This is a genomic window from Phytoactinopolyspora alkaliphila (genome assembly GCF_010550695.1).
GTDB classification, from domain to species: domain Bacteria; phylum Actinomycetota; class Actinomycetes; order Jiangellales; family Jiangellaceae; genus Phytoactinopolyspora; species Phytoactinopolyspora alkaliphila.
In genome coordinates this window covers 36,133-54,860 of the sequence record NZ_JAAGOB010000003.1, presented here as the reverse complement: position 1 = coordinate 54,860, position 18,728 = coordinate 36,133, and the positions used below count along the sequence as shown (strand labels likewise).

Genomic DNA, 18,728 nt, shown 5'->3' with positions numbered 1-18,728 from the left:
TGACCGGCTGTCTCAAGCAGCTCCTCGCTCGTGTCCTTCGGGGCCGGCGTCGTCTCCGCCTACGGGAGCCACCCCGATCGAGTCCGACGGTCGAGGCCGATTGCTGCCGCCGTCGAGGGGTATCGCGAAACCGAGGGGTACAGACGTGCCTTGGGATCCACACAAAGGAGGGTCAATCGTGGAACGGGGAAGCAGCAAGCACGGCCCCAGGCAGGACGAGGAACTTAAGCACGAGTTGCACGGAATGGAGCAGGCGGACCGGCCGGTTCGGGTCGAAGAGTGGCGAGACCCGGAGCCTCCGGCCGACGACGATCCCGCGTCCTTCACCGGCCGCGAGGCCGGCATCACGGCACAGACTGTGGCCGACGCCATGACAAGTGGCGTGGTCGCGATGCCGGTGGACGCCTCCGCCACCGATGCGGCCGCGGCGATGAACACCAACGACATCGGTGACGTCCTGGTCGTGAGCGACGACGTGGTGCGCGGCTTGGTCACCGACCGGGACCTGACGGTCCGGGTGGCAGCCGAGGGCCGGGATCCCAACACCACACGTCTCGGCGACGTGTGCAGTGAGGACATCACCGCCGTTCACCCCACCACGTCTGTGGAGGAGGCCGTCGGATTGATGCGCAGCTCAGGACTCCGGCGCCTCCCTGTCGTGGACGAGGAGCGGCATCCCCTGGGAATAGTGACCATCGGGGACATCGCGATGACGCGCGAACCGGAGTCCGCGCTCGCGGACATCAATGCGTCGCCACCGAATCGGTAAGGGAACTCGTGCACGTCTGACGCTCAGCAGCCGGCCGCCGGGTCCTCGTGTCCGGAACCATCATTCGTCGCGATCTGGCCCGTTTGACGAGCCAGTTGGCACATGGTGGCTTGGGCCAGAGCACTCCGCGCTCGAATATCTGCACGTCACTGAGCGACCTCGGAGACGGATGCGGCTCGGCGGGCCCGTGCCGTCGATCATTACGATCGTCCCATGGCCGAAGTGATCGTGCGGGACGGCACGTGGACGTTCGACGGTGAACGCGTTCGGATAGTTCCAGGCGGAGAACGGAAGATCCACAACCTCCGACAAGCTTTGGGCGAGCTGGCGGTCCCCCTGACGGCGCTCGCGGGCGTCACTTACGAGCCCGCGCGCAAGGGCGGTCGCCTCCGGCTCCGGCTCCGCCAGGGCGCCGACCCTTTCCTCCAAGTCGCTGGCGGAAAGCTTGCGGACGAGGCCGATCCATACCGCCTCGCCATCGACCAGGACAGCGCCGGAGCGGCCGAGTACTTCGTCGACGAGATCCGGAATGACCTGCTGATCGCGCAGGTGCCTCCGGGAGAGTCCGACCGTTACTTGCTCGCCGGCCCAAGCGTCCCGCTCAGCGCCACCGCAGGCGACGGCACCGTGTCATTCGACGGCAAACGGATCCACATCGAGTGGACCGACTGGGCCGAAGAAGTCAAGAAGGCGAGCGGGCCACGGGAGATAGCACTCGAAGACGTGGTGGGCGTCGAATGGACGCCGATCGTGGGATGGACAAACGGGTTCTTACGCTTCCGGGTGACCGGCGCCTCCGCGCTGCTCCCCAAACACGACCCCAACTGCATCTCGTGGGGCATGCGCCGCGAAGGCGGCACCAGCTCTCTCCTGGCGGCTGCTGTAGTCGCGAGACTCCCGCATCCATTCGGTTCGCTACCTGCCGCACTCGCCGAGGGCGCCACCGGCGACAAGACCCACAAGAGCGGCGACAACCACGACGCCCTCCTCCAGAAACTGCGTGAACTCGGCGAACTGCATCGCGACGGCGTCCTGACCGAGGACGAGTTCACCACGGCAAAGCAAGCGATCCTGCGACGATTCTGAGCGCACCGCTCCTCTCCGGACCCAAATAGTCATCCGATTGGTCTGAATAACGTCCACCTGGCGGCCCGCCATGAATGATGATTGCCGCCAGCGGATGAGAGTGTTCTCACGCGCGCTTCATGGATTGCTCACACCACCGCCGTTGAATCGTCTCGTCCGCCGGAGACCAGCTCCGCGGACCGAGACGAGAGGACCCACCGCCATGAAGCTTCACCGCCTTGTAGCCATCGGATCTGCCGTATCGATCACTGGGCTCTTGTTTGTGGGCCTGTCCCCGGTTGCGATGGCCGACGACGTCTACCGCAACGGCGACTACACGGTGCCGAAGGGCCGCACTATCGATGGTGACCTCACTGTCCGCAACGGCAACATCCGGATCTACGGCGAGGTCGACGGGAACGTCCGCCAGATCGGCAAAGGCTGGGTCTTCGTGGCCAAGTCCGGTGAGGTGGACGGAAACATCACCGAATCTGGCTCCGGAGGCGTCCGCGTCGCGGGCAAAGTGGACGGAAACCTCTCCGAGAGCGGATCCGGGCGGGTTCTGATCAACCGCAGCGGAGAGGTGGACGGCAACATCACCGAACGCAACGCCGGTTACGTCAGAATCTGGGGCGAGGTCGATGGCAACGTCCGTGAGACCGGCGACGGATATCTGTCGATCCGGGCCACCGCCGAAATCGACGGCAACGTCCGCGAGGAGAACCGCGGCAACCTCTACTACTACCGCGGTGCAGATGTCGACGGCAGCATCCGGGAAAGCGGCCCGGGATCCCGTATCAACCGCTGACTCGACCGAGCGCGGAGTAGTGGCGCCCGCGACCGTGAGGTCGACGGGACCCGGGTCCGGATCCGAACCTGCCTCGCCATCTTAGGCCAGGGCAGGTTCGGCTTCCCGACTTAACGACGTGGATCTCGGGCGTTCACCGTGCATCACGAGGCGATGGCCCTGCCGGCCGAGGATCCGACGCTGGCAAGCGCGAACACCGTATCCACCACAGCATTCTCGGTGCCACCGCGAACGGGTCGACCACAGCAGGCAAGCGTGAAAGCTTACCCTCCACCCGCTGCGCGATCCGCACTACCCGAAGCACCGGCTCGGCACGCTGGCGTCGCTAGCCTGAGGGCTCCACTATGAACCCCAGCCGGCGAAGGAGACCGCGTGAACGTTCGTCCTGAGCGCGATTTCAATGTGGATGAGCTCCTCGATCTGTATGCGTCGGTGGGCTGGACTTCCTACACGGGATCGCCTGACGTTCTGACCAAGGCGATCGCAAACTCGAGCTTCGTGGTGGCCGCACGTGACCAAGGCGGCACGTTGATCGGTTTGGCTCGTGGTCTATCGGACGACGCCTCGGTGTTCTATCTCCAGGACATCATTGTGCGACCAGAGCATCAGCGCCACGGCATCGGGCGACAGCTCCTCACAGCATGCTTGGAGCGCTACCGTCACGTGCGCCAGAAGGTACTGCTGACCGACGACGACGAGTCGCAGCGGCTGTTCTACGAGAGCTTCGGCTACGTCCGCACGGTCGATTTCGAGGATGCCCCACTCAACGCCTACGTGCGCTTCGACTCCTGATCGCCCAAACTGCGGGGTCGTGTCGAAGGCGGGGCACCGGCCGAGCAACTCGTCGACCTGACTCGGCCACGAAAGCCGCACGTGGGCCACCGGGGGCTCGAACCCGGAACCTACGGATTCTCGGGCGAGCATCTTTGTGGTTTCCCGCTGTGCACCAGTCTGGCGTCTAGCCAGCGCGCCTACGCAGGCTTTGTTGGCCATGGTGTCTCCTGCTCAACGCTCACCGGGCGGCGTGCGAGCCGCAGCTCACGCGCGCCGTCGGGCCGGGTCGTTTCGACATAGATCCATCACTCGCCGTCTGCGATCGCCACGCGCCACCGGTGGCGCGGGCCAATACGCTCGCCAGAACCGGTCAGGCGATCCGCGTACGGTCAAGTCCCCGGTGGTGGTATAGCCATCGCCGAGGACTTGACCGAGTTAACGCGCTGATGCTCAAACCCCCGTGGCATCCGTATGGTCAGGCCGATCCGGAATCAGCTCGTAGACGTTGCCGTCCGGTGCGCGGAAGTGCTGCCAAGACCCTCCCGGCGAACCGAGCAGTTCTATCCCTGCTGCCTCCAGCTCCGCCACCGCGCCTGGGAAATCGTCCACGACGAATCCCGCAACCGGACCGGTTGTGAAGTGATCCTTGTCCGGATACGTTGTGTCGAAGACCTCGACGTGCCGGCCGTTTGGTAACTGATACACCCAGAATCCGGGCTCATGGTGAACTAGCGGAAGGCCGAGGACGTCTGCGTAGAACACAGCGAGTTCCTCGGCGCGTTCCGTTCGGGTGCCTAACCAGCCGAGGTTTGTGACTTTCATCGTGCGTCTCCAATCGTGCCATTTCGATTGTGTCCCAGCCGCGCCGTGGGCGGCCGTCAATGACCCCGGTGGGGCCGATCAACATGTTGCGAGCTGTTGGCGGGCGTCGTTCAGGTGTCGAGGAATGCCTGCACCTGTGTCAGGAGACGGTCAGGCTGGATGAACCAGTCCATGTGGCCTTCCCCGTTGATCTCCACCAGGCGGCTGTCAGGTATTCCGGCGTGGAGCTGGCGCGATCCCTCCACAGGCACCATCGCGTCGGCCCCCAGCCCGATGACCAGTGTAGGTGCCTGAATCTGCGGCAGCAGCGCACGAATGTCGACTCGCAGGCCAGCGGTGATTTGACGGCCCATGCTCGGGGGCGGCCACTCGTTGCCGAGGTATTGGGAGATCCCGTCGTGGCCGAATCCGTCGACCGCGGCAGCGCTGTAGCCGGTCAGTGCGGTAAACCGCTTGAACAGGTCGCGATCGGTCTCGAAAAGCCGTTCCCAGGTCTCGAAGTACAGCCGGTCGCGCGGGTCTGTGGTATGCGCCCATCCGGCCACCAGGATGAGTCTCCGGACCAGTTCCGGATTGGTCGCAGCCGTCGCGGCAGCAGCTACCGCGCCGAGGGAGAAGCCGAGGAGATCTGCGGGTTGGTTCGGCGAGGCCGCCCGGGTCGCAGCCGCGACCTGTTCCGCGAACGTGTCGACGGTCAACTCCCCACCCGTGTCACCGGTTCGGCCGCTGCCGCTGAGGTTCGGCCTGATGACATCACGATGCTCGACGAGCGGTCCGACGACGTGACCGAAGACGGCTTCGGCGTCTCCACCTGTCCCGTGCACCAACACGAGCGGAGTCTGTTGGCCTGAACCGTTTCCTTCGGTCCGGTCGAGTTCGTAGTGAACCGCCCCGTTGCGCCATGGTGTTGTTGGCAAGATTCCTCCTCGGGTGTGCTCTTGGTAACCTGTTCAACGTTAACTAAATGAACGTTGACATATATTCCCGAGTAGGAGGCATCGATGAGCGACGCGGTCGAGGCGGTGCTTGCACAGTGGTCACGAGAGCGACCGGACGTGGACAACACTCCAATGTCGGTGATCGCCCGAGTCATGCGGCTCTCCCGGCTACTGGACCGCCGGCTGAAGGACTTCCTCGCCGGGCATGGGCTTGAACCGGGCGAGTTCGACGTGTTGACGACCCTTCGCCGGTCGGGTGCGCCGTACAGTTTGAGCGCGCGAGAGTTCCGCGTCGCATCTCTGGTCACCTCGGGTGCGATCACCAACCGGGTTGACCGGATGATGGCTAAAGGTCTCGTCGATCGCACACCAGACACGCACGATCGGCGGTCCGTGCAGATCACGCTGACACCGCGTGGCCTTGACCTGATCGACAGGCTGTATAGCAGCCATATCAAGAACTACGAACGGTTCCTTTCCGCTCTGGACCATGAGGAACAAGCTCGGCTGGCCGACGGATTGCGGTCTGTCATCGAGTCCCTCGAGAACGAACCCGAGGCGTGAAGGGTCAGAATTGACGACCATGATTGGTCACCGTCACCCTCGGGGCGACGTGTGATGCAGTCCCGACCCTGGGGCAAAGGACGGACGGCGAAATCTGGAACTCGAACCGGTGACATCGTTGGTTTGAACGACGACGATCTGGTGGGCCCCCCGGGGCTCGAACCCGGAACCTACGGATTAGGTGATCAGATCGAACCAGACGTTATCGAAGTTACATCCATGCAGGTCAGGTATGGTCCTGGGTTTCTCGATATAACCCGAGATAACCGAGCACCTCCCCCAATCCGGGGGATTTCTGGGGGACGAATCACAGATGCCAGCGTGGAAGCTCCTGTCGTGTCGCGTGTCTATCTTGCCCGAGTGCGCAAGAAACACGGGCAACGTTGCCGGCGGTCGGCTAGTAATCGAAGCCGAGCAACACCAAGGGTCTGTCCGATGAGCGGTGTACCTGGTCCGACGCGCCCAGCCGTGCTCTGGGAAAGATCACTGGTTGTCCAGCACCTTACTGTGAAACTATGTAATGGTCCGCATCGGCCGGGGCAGGTTATGAAGATAGGCGTGTGCGGCCGTTCAATACACAAACGTGAAATGAGGGGCGTGCGGAATGTACCACGGCAATTCTATCGATGACTCGGTCCTACAGCATGAGATTAGGTCGGACGTTAGTCTAGTTTCGAACCTCGTAGCCCACCAGTTTCCGCAATGGGCGGACGCAGCTGTACGCGAGGTTGAGTCGTCTGGAACTGACAATGCGATATTCCGCTTGGGCGACGATCTAGCCGTTCGGCTGCCGCGGATTCCTGACGCCGTGGACAGCCTCAGGCGAGAGCTCCATTGGCTACCCTGGCTTTCTCGTTACCTGCCAATCCCGGTGCCTGAACCCGCTGGCAGAGGAACGCCGACCGAAGAGTTTCCATATGATTGGGCCGTTTATCGCTGGATCCCTGGAGCAGATCTAGCCCGAACGGTTGACGTCGACTTAGATCAAGTTGCGGTCGAACTGGCGGAATGGATCGCTCAGCTGCAACGTCTCGAAACATCAGGCGCACCAATTTCTCGAAGAGCACAGCCAATCAATCCAGAAAGCGAAGCCGTGCCCGTAGCTATTGAGGAGCTCAGCGCCGATGGCCTGATCACTGACGCTGCGTCAGCGGCGGCCGTGTGGGAGGATGCCATCAAATCGCCGGGCTGGAAATCCCCACCGGTCTGGATTCATGGCGACCTACATCAAGGAAACATGATCACCGCAGACGGAAAGTTGGCTGCGGTGATCGATTTCGGATTAATTGGAATAGGTGACCCCGCGTGCGACATGCTGCCTGCCTGGACTCTGTTGTCAGAACGAACTCGAGAGATCTTTCGCGCAAGAATTGACGTCGACGACGCTACTTGGCTTCGTGGGCGCGGATGGGGGATGAGGTTCGGGCTTGGCGCGTTACACGTGTATAGGCAGAGCAATCCCGTGTTCGCTGGCGTCGGCCGACACGCGATCGCTGAAGCAATTCATGATATCCAGACGAGAAGTTGATCGCTTCTGTCGAACCTCGCCTTCTGCATCGATGTGTGCGGTGATCAGCGGAAACTCCGAGCGGACTTCTGCGTCGGTGGCCAGCTTTGGCCGTCCGAGTTTCTGCTTGAAGGCGTTGATTGCACGTCGGACCATTGATCGGGTTCGCTTATCGATGGGCTCCCAGGCAGATTGAGAGAGCGCTCGGGCATCACCGTACGCCCTCCACGTCCTATGGAATCCTACGAGTGCACACAGGAGGCCAAAAGCTTGTAACCCTCCCCCGATCACGACCAAGGGATGCACGACGCCCCAATCTCTTCTGCCGCCGTCTGATACTGCGGTTTAGCGGGACTGTACCTGCGGCTCCCCCGACTTCAGTGGAACAGCCACACCGGGCTCTGCCAGCTCGCCGACCAGATCACAGGCGAGTGATTCCCACTTGGCGTAGACGCTGGAGTAGGACCTTCGTTGGACGGCATGCCTCGCCGTCCGTGACGGCGACGCACTATGGCGGGACCATCAACCCCTCTCAAAGCGGCGCACGTCTCAGAATCATGCTCTCGTGCCCCGAGCCAAGCGCCTGACGGAGGATGCGTTGCCGTTCACTCCCGCCAGGTCGCCGACCAACTCGATCACGCCCGACCGTCGATGACCCAGGATGTCTACCTGGGTCGCCGTGTTCTCAATCCGATAGCAGCAAACTTGTTGGAACAGGCACTACGAGACGTGGCTGAGGACAAAAGCCATGGGTAAAGCATGGGTTGATCTTGGAGCCAATTTGGCAGCCCTGTTGAGCTGGCGTTTTGTGGGCCCCCCGGGGCTCGAACCCGGAACCTACGGATTAAAAGTCCGCAGCTCTGCCGATTGAGCTAGAGGCCCCTCCGCAGCCAGGGTACCGGAGGCATGCCCACGAGGCGCATCCACGTGGCCACACAAGCGCTTCGACCGACTCATTGTTCAAAATGTAGTAGCTATGCTACGTTCTGAATGACTTCAACAACACTAGGAGCCAGGTGAACTATGGGCAATGGGACAGGCGCTCCACCTGATACCGCCGCGCCAGGTGCTGACGCGGTGATTGACGTCCGTGACCTGCGAATGCGGTACGGGTCCACGGACGTGCTCGACGGCGTCAGTTTCACGGTCTCCAGGGGAGAAGTAGTCACCCTGCTTGGGCCCAATGGTGCCGGCAAGACCACCACCATCGAGATCCTCGAGGGCTTCCGGATGTGCTCCGCCGGTGTGGTTCGCGTGCTGGGAGCCGATCCGAGCCGGGGCGACGAGCATTGGCGGGCGCAGCTCGGCATCGTCCTGCAGTCCTGGCGGGACCACGGCAAGTGGAGGGTGCGCGACCTTCTACACCACCTCGGCCTCTACTACGTGCCGTATTCGACACCGAGCCGTCGCCGTCCGATCCCCGCCGATGAGCTGATCGACATGGTGGGGCTGAAGGAACAGTCGAACCAGAAGATCAGCAAGCTCTCCGGTGGGCAGCGGCGCCGCCTCGACGTCGCCATCGGCATCGTCGGCCGGCCCGAGCTGCTGTTCCTCGACGAGCCGACCGCTGGCCTCGACCCGCACGCGCGGCGGGAGTTCCACGACCTGGTGCACCGGCTAGCCGATCTGGATGACACCACCATCCTTCTCACCACTCACGATCTTCATGAAGCGGAGAAGCTCGCCGATCGGATCCTCATCCTGGCGGGCGGCCGGATCGTTGCCGACGGCAGCGCCGACCAGCTCGCCCGGAACGTGTCGAACCAGGCGGAGGTGCGCTGGAGCCGCGAGGGCGAGTTCTACGTGCATCCCACCGACGACGCCACCGCGTTCGTCCGCGAGTTGCTCGCTCAGCACGGCGACAAGATCGGTGATCTCGAGGTCCGTCGCGCGAGTCTCGAGGACACCTACATGGCGATGGTGCATCGCATTGAGACGGGGCACGACAACGGCGCGGTCACCACCCTGGAGAGGAATCCCCGATGAACCCGATCCTCTACGTCGCCCGTCTGGGAGTCGGGCGCGGCTGGCACGAGTTCAAGATCGGTCTGCGCGGCGCCGACGAGACAGGCTTCAAGCTGGTGTTCGCGCTGTCGTTCGCCCTCGTTCTGTACTTCCAACGCAACGCGACGGTCGAGGGCACCACCCAGTCGCTGGCGAGCGTGGTACTGCCGAGCATCCTCGGCATGATGGTGGTGGTCGGAAGCGCGTTGGGCGGGGCGGGTGCGCTGTCGGTGGAACGCGAAGACGGCACCCTCCTGCGGGCCAAGGCCATTCCCAACGGCATGATCGGCTACTTCGCCGCCAAGGTCACCTCCGTCACCCTGGACACGGTGATCGCCGTGACTCTTGTCCTCGCCACCGGCCTGATCTTCGTCCCCGAGTTGCTCTCCACCGGCTACGCCGGGTGGCTGGCCCTGATCGGCATCCTCGGCCTGGGTCTTCTGGCCACGCTCCCCTGGGGCGCGGTCATCGGCTCGGTGGTACTCAGCCCACAGTCGGCGTTCGGACTGACCATGCTGCCCATTGGTGCGATCACAGCCATCTCCGGCATCTTCTACCCGATCACGGCACTAGCCGGATGGGTGCAAGGCATCGCCCAGGTCTTCCCGGTCTACTGGCTCGGGCACGGCACCAGGTGGGCTCTGCTTCCGGACTCCGCCGCCGCGGCCGAGATCGGAGGATCCTGGCGACCGCTGGAGACAGCCGGCGTGCTGGCGGCGTGGGCCGTTGCCGGCCTGCTCGTCGCCCCTCCCGTCCTGCGCACCATGGCCAGGCGGGAGTCGGGCTCGGCCATCGAGGCCCGCCGCCACCGAGCGATGCAGCGCGTCGGCTGAGAAGATAGGCGATGCCATGAGTGAGACCGTCTACAACAGGATCGCGATGCTCCGCGCCGAACGGGGAATCTCGCGCCGAGAGCTGGCGGACGCCCTGGGAGTCCATTACCAGACTGTGGGTTACCTCGAACGCGGCGAGTACAGCCCCAGCCTCTATCTCGCACTGAAGATCGCCGAGTACTTTGAGGTGACGGTCGAGGTGATCTTCTCCACCAGCGAGTTCCCACGCCTGGGATCGGCCGAGCGGTCGGCGTGAGGCGGACCGCTCGGCCGATCCCAGCCCGACCAGGCGTGCCCAGATCCATCGGCACGCCGATCGAGACGACGTCAGACAGCGCCACGCCGAAGCAGGCCCGTGTGCCGCCGACACTGATCATTCGGGCGGACCCGAGACCCTCTCAACGGCGCAGCCGTGCGTACGCGACCACGTCGGCGGCGCGGCCGAGTTCCTCCCGCAGCTGGTGGGAGAGCGGCGCCGCACCGGTCCGCTCTGGCGCCCAATCTGCGAGCCTCCGCAACCCGGCCTCGGCCCGGCGCAAGCCTGTGCCGTCCCCGTCAGGCTGGCTCAGCGAGTCGATCACCTCGTTGAGCCGGGCGCGCAGAGCACGTTCGCTGCTGCCAGTGATACACCGTGCGTGCACACCTGAGACCCGCTCGGCGAGGTCCGCGACACCCACGGTAGCCGCATCCACCGGATTCCGGCCCGCACTTGATGACCGGTCCCGGAACGACGCCTGGGCCGCGGCGGCGGCCTGCCGGATGGTCAGCTGATTGTAGGCGAACAGCGCGACGCCGTGTGCACCAGCCGATCGAGCCGCCTCGATCTGTTCGATCATCGTTTCCGGCGGCAGCGAACTGTACGGGGCGTAAGTCCCGGTGACAATCAACGTCGACGCACTGGTGGCCTCCAGCATGGTCTCGGTGTCCACCGCCGTCTGGCGCGGCGACCCACCGAACGACATCCCTGCCAGCACGTCGATGATGCCCTGTTCCGACCAGCCGGCCCAGTTCTGTGCCTTACGCTGCTCGGCATCGAACCGGTCCGGGAATACGGCGGCGGACAGCACCACGTCGCGTTCTGCAGCCCTCACTCTGGCGTGCGTCTCGGTGACGAACGATGTCACCTGCCGTTGCCGCCAGGCGGTCCAGTCCTCCCACCCGTCGCTGTCGAGGTCCAGTTCGAGCGGGTCGACTCCGAACTCCGCGTCGAACTGCGCCCGGGAATGGTCGCTGTAGGAGAAGCTGGACTCCAGCGGCAGGCTGATCGGATAGCGGATGTAGTCAAGGTGCAGCCCGTCGACGTCGTAACCGTCGACGATCTCGCCGAACACGTCGTGGAGGTACGACCGGGCGCCCGGGATCGCCGGATCGACGAAGTAGTAGCCCGCCTCAGCCGTCGACGGTCTCGGCTCGCCAGCGCCGACATGACGGCGCTCCACCCCGGCCCACTCGGGATAGACATCGAGGATCGGGCCGGGCCCGCCGGTGGCCTCACTGCCGACGAAAAAGCTGTGCACCCAGGCATGCAGCTCCAGGTCACGGGCGTGCGCCTCGTCCACCCACACCGCCAGCGGGTCAAAGTCCGCGAACTGTGGCCGCTGCGGCGTCACACCGTACTTTTCGGCAGTGGCCGACGGGAAGATGGTGTACCCCTGGTAGAAGGTCTCCAGGTAGACGGTGGTGAACCCCGCGTCGGCGATCTCATCCAAGGCGCCGCGGATCGCGTCGGCGTTCTCCTCCTGTGGCCGGACCCAGATCCCGCGAGTCTCCAGGGGCCGGCTGGCCCGTGTCGCGTACCACGCTCGATCGGCCGACGCGAGCGCCTGCCCGGCCAGGTCGACCGCGCCCTGCTGATCGCCGGTGTCGACGGCGTCCAACGCCGCCGCCAGCGCGTCGTCCGCGTCGCTCAGCTCGTGTTCCGCGGCGGCGGTATCGACGGCGAGACACGCCTCCCTTGCAACGCCGAGCGACTCTTCCGCCCGGTCGATCGCCAGCTGCGCGCCGAAGACGTACGAGCCGGCGTCGACGATGATCCGCAACTGCGGGCCGTCGATCTCCACTCGGGCGCCTACCTCCGCGTGCGTGGCCAGCCAGTTGCCACGGGTGCCGTGGCCAGAGAGCACGTAGCCGCCGGCCGGTATCGCGTTGTCGCTGCCGCCGCGCTGGACCACGCGACCGTCGATCACGGTCACCTCGTAGCCGAACTGGTTGGTACCCGTGGATGCTCCCGACTCCGGGGTGTAGCGGACCAGCTGTTCGGCTCCGCGACATCCCGGGAAGCACTCGCCGGTGGAGGGGTCGACTCCGTCCGGGTTGGTGGCCGCGGTCGGATCGGTGACGTCGAGCGTGGTGACCACCTCCCGCTCGATCGGGAGATCCACGGTGACCACGTCACCCACGGCGACGTGGTCACGGATGAACGTGCGTGGGTCGTCACCGCCGGGCGACGCGGAGAGGACGTACCCACCCTCCGGTATGGCGTTGTCCCCCGGCCCGCCACACTGCCCGTCCTGCTGACCCCAGACGGTGCAGACTCCGGTGACGAGGAACTGACCGCCGCCGCCGCTCGGCTCGAGCACCGCCTCCGCGCCCCAGGCGTTGGTGCGGGTGGACGGGCCGAAGTCCGGCGTGTACAGCGCCATCACACCGTCGCCCCGGCCGCCGGGGTCGATCGCGTCGATGGCGCGTTCGGCGCCGTCCGCGGCCACCACATGCGGGCCGTCGGCAGCCACCAGGTGCGGGGCGTCCGGGGCGTCCGACGCGGCCGCGGAGATCGCCGCCGGTCCCGCGGCGAGACAAAGCACCGCCGCCATCGAGATCAGCTGACGTGTCCGGCTCATGGTTCCTCCTTGTCGCGGACCCGGCGCCTACCGGCGCACGAGCTCCAGGAATCCGGGGTTGGTGTGCGGAGACGCGCCCGGTCGATCCAGGACCTCGGCCACGATGTGCCACCAGTCGTACATCTCCAGGTAGACGAGGTCGAAGACCATGAGACCGTGCGTCCGCTCCATCGCCATCTCCATGGCGCGGCGGAACCGGTCCTCGTCGTCCTCGTACTGCAGGACGAACAAGCTGCCGTAGACGAAGGTCGCCAGGTCGGTGGCTTCCATCGCGATCTCCGCGGATCCTTCGACGCTGTACCAGTCCTCCGGTCGTCCCGAGTCGACGGCCTCGTCACGGGTCACGTCCTCGAAGTAGGTGCCGGCCATGAAGAAGTCGAGCGACTCGGCGTAGCCGGTGGCGCCGTACCCGGGACCGGCCCAGTCAAGATCCGGCTGGTAGTTTCGGCTCCCCCAGTTCACGCCCTCGTGCCAGTACAGCGGATACCAGGCGCCGGCGTAGGTCGAGTACGTCACGTCCGGGTCGATCTCGCGCACCAGTGCGCTCGTGTCGTCGACGAAGTCGGTGATCACAGAGGCCCGGAACTCGAGCCAGTCCTGGAAGAGCGGCCCGCGCTCGATCTCCTGTCCGGTGTCGGTGAAGACAATCTCGAAAATGTCCTCGGGCCACTCGGCGACCGGTGCCCCGATCCGCTCTTCGAACGCCGCTCGGCTCTCCGGCGAGAAGTCCGCATACTGACTGGCGTATCTGGTGCGGTCGAGCACCACGCCGTCCACGTCGTACCTCTCGACGATCTCGGTGATCAGTGACTGCGCGTAGGCACGGACGTCGTCGCGAAGCGGGTTGACGAAGGTGGCGAATTGGGCCTGGTGATCAGCGGCAGGAACCAGACGGGTGTCGGTCTGCGACAGGTCGATCGAGGCGCCTTCCACAGCGTTCGCGACAAGCCACTCCCGAGCCGCGCCGTGCCCCGACAGCACCACACCGTTCTCCGGGACCGGCATGGGCGGGGAATCGTCCTCCGCTCGGTCGCGTAGCTCGATGACCACGCCATCGACGACGGCCGCCTCCGCGCCCCAGCGGTTCGCCGGTGATACGTCGTGCTCGTCGGATGTGTAAAGGACAAGCTGGTCGGTGCCCCGCTCCAGGTTGGTGCCCGTGATCGGGTAGCTCGCGGTCCCGGCCGCCGCCATGCGCCGGCCCTCGTAGAAGACCGACTGCCATTCCGGATTGTCGAATGCCGGCCCCTCGCCGGCGGACGTGGCGCCCTGGGCGAAGACGTTGAGGTTCGCATGGACCTGCACACCGCGATCTTCGGCGGCCTCGAGGACTTCCTCCAGAAGGTCGTACCCGGCCGGATAGGTGCGGCCCGCGTAGGTGGCCGACTCGCTGATGTGCGGCGCGATCTCGGACTCGTACGCGACAAAGCCGGTGTAGTTGCCGACGTCGAGCACGATGGTGTCGAAGCCGGCGTCGGCGGTCTTGCCCACCATCGTCGCCACCTTCTCCGGCGTGTCCAGGTTCTCGACATTGGCCGACAGGTCATACCAGAGAACCCGGCCGGCGTGGCGGTCGTGGCCGATCAGATTCGACAGCACCTGGCGGCGGCCATTGTCGGCGCCTTTCCGGTCAGGGTCTGCAGCCTGTCCGTCCTGCTGTCCCGATCTGCCGGGTTCGTCTGGCGCGGCCGCTGCCGCACCCGCGACCATCAGGGACACGGCGGTGGCAAGAGCGGCGATATGCGTCGGTCTCACGGATCTCTCCTTCGGGTGGGGGATCATTCCTCGACGGCCTCGACGAAGCCGGCGGCGATGACGTGCGGGCGGGTGATCGCGGTGCCGACGACGACGGCGAACGCCCCGGCGCGACGTGCCGCACCGGCGGCGCGAGGCGTGGAGATGCGTCCTTCGCAGACCACGGGTACCGGCAAGTCCCTCGCGAGGGCGGTGAGGAGCGCGAGGTCCGGTCCGTCCGGGACTGCGTCGTGCATGGTGTAGCCCGCGAGCGTGGTCGCGATCACGTCAGCACCCGCCTCCACGGCGGCCACTCCCTCGTCGTACGACGAGATATCCGCCATGACCAGGGCCGGGGTCTTCTCATGTACGGCTGCGACGGTCTCGGCGAGGCTCCGCCCGTCGGGACGCGGGCGAGCGGTCGCGTCGAGCGCGACGATCTCTGCCCCGGTCGCCGCCACCGCCAGCGCATGGTCGACGGTCGGGGTGATGTAGACGCCGTCGTTGCCCACTTTCCAAAGCCCCACCACCGGGACATCGACGGCCGCTCGCACGGCACGCAGATCGTCGAGCCCTTCGACCCGGACGGCGCGGGCCCCTGCCGCCACGACCGTCGCCGCCATCTTCGCCATGACGCCGGGGCCGGACATGGGATCGTCCGGCGGCGCCTGGCAGGAGACGATGAGTCCACCTTCGATGGTGGCGAGCGGGCCGGTTTCAGGTCTGTGCACGAGCTCTCCAGATCGCGTGGGGTTCGGGGAGGTCAGAGACAAGGCGTGCGGCGGCGTCCTCCCAGGTGACCGTCGTCGTCGCCGGGTCGAGACCGAGATGCCCGCGCACCGTGGCGACGGCGGATGCCAATGCCCCGGCGTCCGGCCCGGTCGCTCGGGTTGGCCCGAGATCGAGGTCGTCGGTCCGCGCACCGGCGGCCAGCGCGTACACGGCGAGCATCTGCAGACCGGCGAAAAGCGGATCATCGGAATCCACGTCGGTCGCCCATGCCGACGGCGCACCGCGCCGGGCAAGATCCAGCTGGAGCGCGGCGATCGCGGGCGGGTCGTCGGCCACGGCAGAGGCCGCCATACCGTTCATCGCGCACCGGGCCGCAGCGACCCCGGCGGCTTCGCCGATCGCCCACTCGACGTGGTGCACCCGGTAGGCGCCGTTGGTGATGTGTGTGGTGCCGATGTTCTTCGCGGCTGCGACGAGATTGACCGGGGAGCGGGCGACCATGGCGGAGAACGGAACGGTGAACGGGCGGCTCTCGGCATACATGCCGGTGCTGTCACCGACCCGTGCGTGCAGGTCGAGGTGGTACCAGCCGACACCCACGGCATCCAGCCGCGGCAGCGCCCGCACTGACGGCACACAGTCGGCCGACATCTCCTGCTCGACCACACGTGAGCGGGCCAGGAGGCGGCGTGACTCCCGGACGTAGGGGGCTGCGGCCAGGCCGTCATCCGTGCCCAGAGCCTGAGAAGCCAGCTGGATCTCCGGGTACCCGTGACCGTCGCCGTCGTCGCGCGGCACCTCCGTCTGCAGCCATCTGACGAAGCTCAGGGTGAGGCGCCGGGCCTCGTCGGCGATGACCTTCCGGCCGGCTCCATCGGCGCCCACCAGGTCGCGGTCCACGTAGTCGTGCGAAGCCCAGTTAAGTAGCACGGTCTCGGGACCGCCCACGGTGGCCGCGGCGCGGATCCGCCGGTAGGTCCAGAACGGCGGCAGCCCACCTGGGCCGTCCGTGAACACCCGGAAGGGACGTGGCCGGCCCAGGTGATCCGGAACCTCGAGGGTGAACGGCTGTGTCTCCCGCCATCGCGCATAGCCTCCCGGTTCGGGAACCGGCTGCCCCGGCTGGGCTGCGAGCGTCAGAGCAGCGCACCAGGTCAATGATTGGGTGCGCGTAGGCTCCGGCCCCCCGGCAGTGGCGTGTGGCTCGCCGGTGTCGGCCCGCGCTTCGGCCCCGGTGACCCACGGCGCGCCGGCGAGAGGGAGCAGATCGCCGAGTTCGGTCGCGTCGACGACGACGGCCGCCCGGACCCGTAGCACCGCGGCCGGTGGCGGCTCGGTTCCGATCACGGAGATCTCGCCAGCGGCCGGCGCGAGGTCCACGGCCCGGATCCGGTCGGCCGACATGGCGCACGCGGTGGGCGCGACACCCCGGTGCGTGACGAGCCGGCCCGATTCGACGTGGGGGGCGAGCAGGTCGGCGATGACCGCTTCCGCGACAGCGGGCTCGAAACAGAGCCGGCTGACCCAACCGCCACCAGGGTTCGCTGCGGCCTCGCGACGGACCACGTCGTCGACGCCGGGCAGGCCGGCGAGCTGGGCCGCGTAGCGAGCCCGGATGCCGTCGCGTAACCGCCGATAGCTACGAGTGACGCCAGTGGTCTCCACCAGAGGATGCTCGTCGAGAGCTGACACCGCCTGCGTGGTGATCTGACCGCCGAGCCGGTCGGTCGCTTCGGTCAGCACCACGCGCGCACCGGTCTCGCACGCGGCGAGGGCAGCGGCTATCCCGCCGAGGCCGCCTCCGATGACGGCGACGTCCGCGTCCACGATGTCGATGCCGTTCATGCGCCGGTCCGTTCCAGATCGAAGTCGCATTCGAAGGCCCGGCGCCACGGAAGGCGGACGCTGCCGGGACGTACCCGCCACTGCTGCGAGAGGTCGCCGTACCGGCTGATCTCCTCCGCAAGCCGCCGTTCCAGCACTGCGGCCGCGGCATCGGGCTGGTCGTGGGCTAGCGCGGCGATCCCGGCGCGCAGCCCGGCCTGGTACCCGACGTCTTCGAGAAGCCGGTGGCAGAGCAGCCGTTCGTGTGCCTCGGCGCGATGTGCGCTGTCCGTGCCGAAGTCGGCCAGCCGGCTGAACGCCTGGGCGAGCGCGGAGCCGATCGAGTTGCCGGCGGTGTTCCAGCCCGCGTAGCCGGCCAGTCGCGACAGTGCTCCATGCGCGCCCAGCGCCGCCACCAGTGTCGGATCACCCCCGTTGGGCCACGCACAGTCGGCGAGCGCGACCTGATGCCCGGCGGTGATCATCCCGGTGATGTCCTCGGCCAGCCGCGGCGCCACCCCCGCTTTCAGCGTCTCCGGATCCGGCGGCGACAGGGCCCAGTCGCCACTGCCGCCCGTCGGCGTATGCACCGCGAGGATCAGATCGGCCTGGCTGTTGTCCTCGACCACCACCCCGCCGGCGACGTTCACCTGAGCGGTCACCGTGTCGAGGATGGGCTGGTCTTCGTATGGAGCTACCCGGGCCAGCCCTGGGAGGTCTGCGGCGTGGATCGCGACTCGAGGCCTGTAACCCCGGGCCGCCAGCCTGACGACCAGAATGCTGGGCACCTCATCAGCGCCCGGATAGTGAAACACCCGACCGGCCATCCGTAGCCGTGCGCTCCACCCCTCCAGCCAGGATCGTTCGACGGCCGGCAACCCGAGTGGCGCGGTGTCGTCCGCGGTCAGCGCCAGGAGGTCGACGGTTCCGTCCGAGACCAGCTCCAGCGCCGCCAGGTTGGCCACGTGGTTGCGCAGCCGGCGGTTGAGCCAGTCGCCGACGACGTCCGCCGGTATCCCTGCGCGCACCGGGTCATCTGCCGAATCGCCTTCCGGGCCGCTGGCCGGGGACGCCGGCCGCTCGCTCAAGCGAGCAGACAACGCATGAATGGCACGCCCGTGCCGGGACCAGTAATCCGGCTCCTCGGTCGCGTCGTCGAGGTCCGGCACCCTGGTCACGACCATGGCCGCGTACAACGGCGTCCCGGCCCGGATGGGCAGCGTGCGCAGGGCGCCGAGTCTCGTCACGACGTCGGTGGCGGGGCAGTCGGTCAGCCGGGACGGAACAAGCCCGCCGTGCCCGAGCAGGTCGAGGGAGACGATCACCGCGTCCGCGGCGGGCGCCTCGTCCACCAGCCAGGTGGCCAGCGCATCGCACTCGGCCGGGCGGCGGAACGCCGGCAGCAGGTGGGGCGGCGGCAGGACGACGTCGACGCCCGCACATGCACCGACCATACGGGGCAACGTGGTAGAGACCGGCCGCTCGTCGGGCGGGAGGAGCAGGATACGCATGTG

General features: G+C 66.4%; 16 protein-coding genes and 1 tRNA gene. 9 read left to right on the top strand and 8 right to left on the bottom strand.

What is annotated here, in order from left to right; genetic code table 11:
• The first annotated feature begins 178 nt into the window (after window positions 1-178).
• The 4 genes from G1H11_RS25575 to G1H11_RS06260 all read left to right on the top strand — a co-directional run bounded on the left by G1H11_RS25575 (window position 179) and on the right by G1H11_RS06260 (window position 3,434).
• Window positions 179-769: a CBS domain-containing protein gene (locus G1H11_RS25575; RefSeq protein WP_216843499.1), complete on the top strand. Its 591-nt coding sequence runs from the start codon at window positions 179-181 to the stop codon at window positions 767-769.
• Between the two features lie 213 nt (window positions 770-982).
• Window positions 983-1,855, top strand: coding sequence for a DUF4429 domain-containing protein (locus tag G1H11_RS06270; protein ID WP_163817219.1), 873 nt, complete (start codon window positions 983-985; stop codon window positions 1,853-1,855).
• Window positions 1,856-2,117: 262 nt separating this feature from the next.
• Window positions 2,118-2,642 (top strand): polymer-forming cytoskeletal protein, encoded by a 525-nt coding sequence (locus tag G1H11_RS06265; RefSeq protein WP_163817217.1) that lies wholly within the window; start codon window positions 2,118-2,120, stop codon window positions 2,640-2,642.
• A gap of 372 nt (window positions 2,643-3,014) precedes the next feature.
• The gene (locus G1H11_RS06260) at window positions 3,015-3,434 is read left to right on the top strand and encodes a GNAT family N-acetyltransferase (protein ID WP_163817214.1); all 420 of its coding nucleotides are present in this window, start codon (window positions 3,015-3,017) and stop codon (window positions 3,432-3,434) included.
• A gap of 432 nt (window positions 3,435-3,866) precedes the next feature.
• Here G1H11_RS06260 and G1H11_RS06255 read toward each other — a convergent pair whose 3' ends face one another.
• Together G1H11_RS06255 and G1H11_RS06250 are read right to left on the bottom strand one after the other, a co-directional pair.
• Window positions 3,867-4,238: a VOC family protein gene (locus G1H11_RS06255; protein WP_163817212.1), complete on the bottom strand. Its 372-nt coding sequence runs from the start codon at window positions 4,236-4,238 to the stop codon at window positions 3,867-3,869.
• Between the two features lie 110 nt (window positions 4,239-4,348).
• A complete protein-coding gene (locus G1H11_RS06250; RefSeq protein WP_163817210.1) occupies window positions 4,349-5,155 on the bottom strand; it encodes an alpha/beta fold hydrolase in 807 nt (268 codons plus the stop codon).
• A gap of 84 nt (window positions 5,156-5,239) precedes the next feature.
• On the opposite strand from G1H11_RS06250, the gene G1H11_RS06245 reads away from it, so the two are divergent.
• Both G1H11_RS06245 and G1H11_RS06240 read left to right on the top strand, forming a co-directional pair.
• Window positions 5,240-5,740 (top strand): MarR family winged helix-turn-helix transcriptional regulator, encoded by a 501-nt coding sequence (locus tag G1H11_RS06245; protein WP_163817208.1) that lies wholly within the window; start codon window positions 5,240-5,242, stop codon window positions 5,738-5,740.
• Window positions 5,741-6,344: 604 nt separating this feature from the next.
• Window positions 6,345-7,268, top strand: coding sequence for an aminoglycoside phosphotransferase family protein (locus G1H11_RS06240; protein ID WP_163817206.1), 924 nt, complete (start codon window positions 6,345-6,347; stop codon window positions 7,266-7,268).
• A 788-nt stretch (window positions 7,269-8,056) separates the two neighbouring features.
• Here G1H11_RS06240 and G1H11_RS06235 read toward each other — a convergent pair.
• A tRNA-Lys gene (locus G1H11_RS06235) sits at window positions 8,057-8,129 on the bottom strand.
• Between the two features lie 141 nt (window positions 8,130-8,270).
• On the opposite strand from G1H11_RS06235, the gene G1H11_RS06230 reads away from it, so the two are divergent.
• Genes G1H11_RS06230 through G1H11_RS06220 form a run of 3 tightly spaced genes read left to right on the top strand, consistent with a single transcriptional unit; the run spans window position 8,271 to window position 10,340 of the window.
• Window positions 8,271-9,233, top strand: a complete 963-nt coding sequence (locus tag G1H11_RS06230) for an ABC transporter ATP-binding protein (RefSeq protein ID WP_343074817.1) — start codon at window positions 8,271-8,273, stop codon at window positions 9,231-9,233.
• On the top strand, window positions 9,230-10,084 hold the full coding sequence (locus tag G1H11_RS06225) for an ABC transporter permease (protein WP_163817204.1): 855 nt from the start codon (window positions 9,230-9,232) through the stop codon (window positions 10,082-10,084). Before G1H11_RS06230 ends, G1H11_RS06225 begins: the two co-directional genes overlap by 4 nt.
• Before the next feature lie 16 nt (window positions 10,085-10,100).
• A complete protein-coding gene (locus G1H11_RS06220) occupies window positions 10,101-10,340 on the top strand; it encodes a helix-turn-helix transcriptional regulator (RefSeq protein ID WP_163817202.1) in 240 nt (79 codons plus the stop codon).
• 142 nt (window positions 10,341-10,482) lie between these two features.
• Here the strand turns inward: G1H11_RS06220 and G1H11_RS06215 are convergent, their stop codons facing one another.
• The 5 genes from G1H11_RS06215 to G1H11_RS06195 are packed head-to-tail and all read right to left on the bottom strand — an operon-like array spanning window position 10,483 to window position 18,725.
• On the bottom strand, window positions 10,483-12,924 hold the full coding sequence (locus G1H11_RS06215; RefSeq protein WP_163817200.1) for a glycoside hydrolase family 10-like protein: 2,442 nt from the start codon (window positions 12,922-12,924) through the stop codon (window positions 10,483-10,485).
• Between the two features lie 27 nt (window positions 12,925-12,951).
• Window positions 12,952-14,679 carry an alpha amylase family protein gene (locus tag G1H11_RS26910; RefSeq protein WP_163817198.1) on the bottom strand — a complete coding sequence of 576 codons (1,728 nt, stop codon included), beginning with the start codon at window positions 14,677-14,679 and terminating at the stop codon, window positions 12,952-12,954.
• A gap of 23 nt (window positions 14,680-14,702) precedes the next feature.
• Window positions 14,703-15,389, bottom strand: coding sequence for an N-acetylmannosamine-6-phosphate 2-epimerase (locus tag G1H11_RS06205; RefSeq protein WP_216843496.1), 687 nt, complete (start codon window positions 15,387-15,389; stop codon window positions 14,703-14,705).
• Entirely contained in the window at window positions 15,376-17,235 is a 1,860-nt protein-coding gene (locus tag G1H11_RS25145) for an FAD-dependent oxidoreductase (RefSeq protein WP_163817194.1), read from the bottom strand. The genes G1H11_RS06205 and G1H11_RS25145 overlap by 14 nt, the downstream gene beginning before the upstream one ends.
• Window positions 17,232-18,725 (bottom strand): DUF4127 family protein, encoded by a 1,494-nt coding sequence (locus tag G1H11_RS06195; RefSeq protein ID WP_163817192.1) that lies wholly within the window; start codon window positions 18,723-18,725, stop codon window positions 17,232-17,234. The genes G1H11_RS25145 and G1H11_RS06195 overlap by 4 nt, the downstream gene beginning before the upstream one ends.
• Between the last annotated feature and the right edge of the window lie 3 nt (window positions 18,726-18,728).

What these genes read in the sequence shown, in the direction of transcription:
- G1H11_RS06195 (WP_163817192.1), bottom strand. Translation starts at nt 18,725, where the DNA reads ATGCGTATCCTGCTCCTCCCGCCCGACGAGCGGCCGGTCTCTACCACG.
- G1H11_RS06255 (WP_163817212.1), bottom strand. Translation starts at nt 4,238, where the DNA reads ATGAAAGTCACAAACCTCGGCTGGTTAGGCACCCGAACGGAACGCGCC.
- G1H11_RS25145 (WP_163817194.1), bottom strand. Translation starts at nt 17,235, where the DNA reads ATGAACGGCATCGACATCGTGGACGCGGACGTCGCCGTCATCGGAGGC.
- G1H11_RS06225 (WP_163817204.1), top strand. Translation starts at nt 9,230, where the DNA reads ATGAACCCGATCCTCTACGTCGCCCGTCTGGGAGTCGGGCGCGGCTGG.
- G1H11_RS06245 (WP_163817208.1), top strand. Translation starts at nt 5,240, where the DNA reads ATGAGCGACGCGGTCGAGGCGGTGCTTGCACAGTGGTCACGAGAGCGA.
- G1H11_RS06220 (WP_163817202.1), top strand. Translation starts at nt 10,101, where the DNA reads ATGAGTGAGACCGTCTACAACAGGATCGCGATGCTCCGCGCCGAACGG.
- G1H11_RS06230 (WP_343074817.1), top strand. Translation starts at nt 8,271, where the DNA reads ATGGGCAATGGGACAGGCGCTCCACCTGATACCGCCGCGCCAGGTGCT.
- G1H11_RS06270 (WP_163817219.1), top strand. Translation starts at nt 983, where the DNA reads ATGGCCGAAGTGATCGTGCGGGACGGCACGTGGACGTTCGACGGTGAA.
- G1H11_RS06215 (WP_163817200.1), bottom strand. Translation starts at nt 12,924, where the DNA reads ATGAGCCGGACACGTCAGCTGATCTCGATGGCGGCGGTGCTTTGTCTC.
- G1H11_RS06240 (WP_163817206.1), top strand. Translation starts at nt 6,345, where the DNA reads ATGTACCACGGCAATTCTATCGATGACTCGGTCCTACAGCATGAGATT.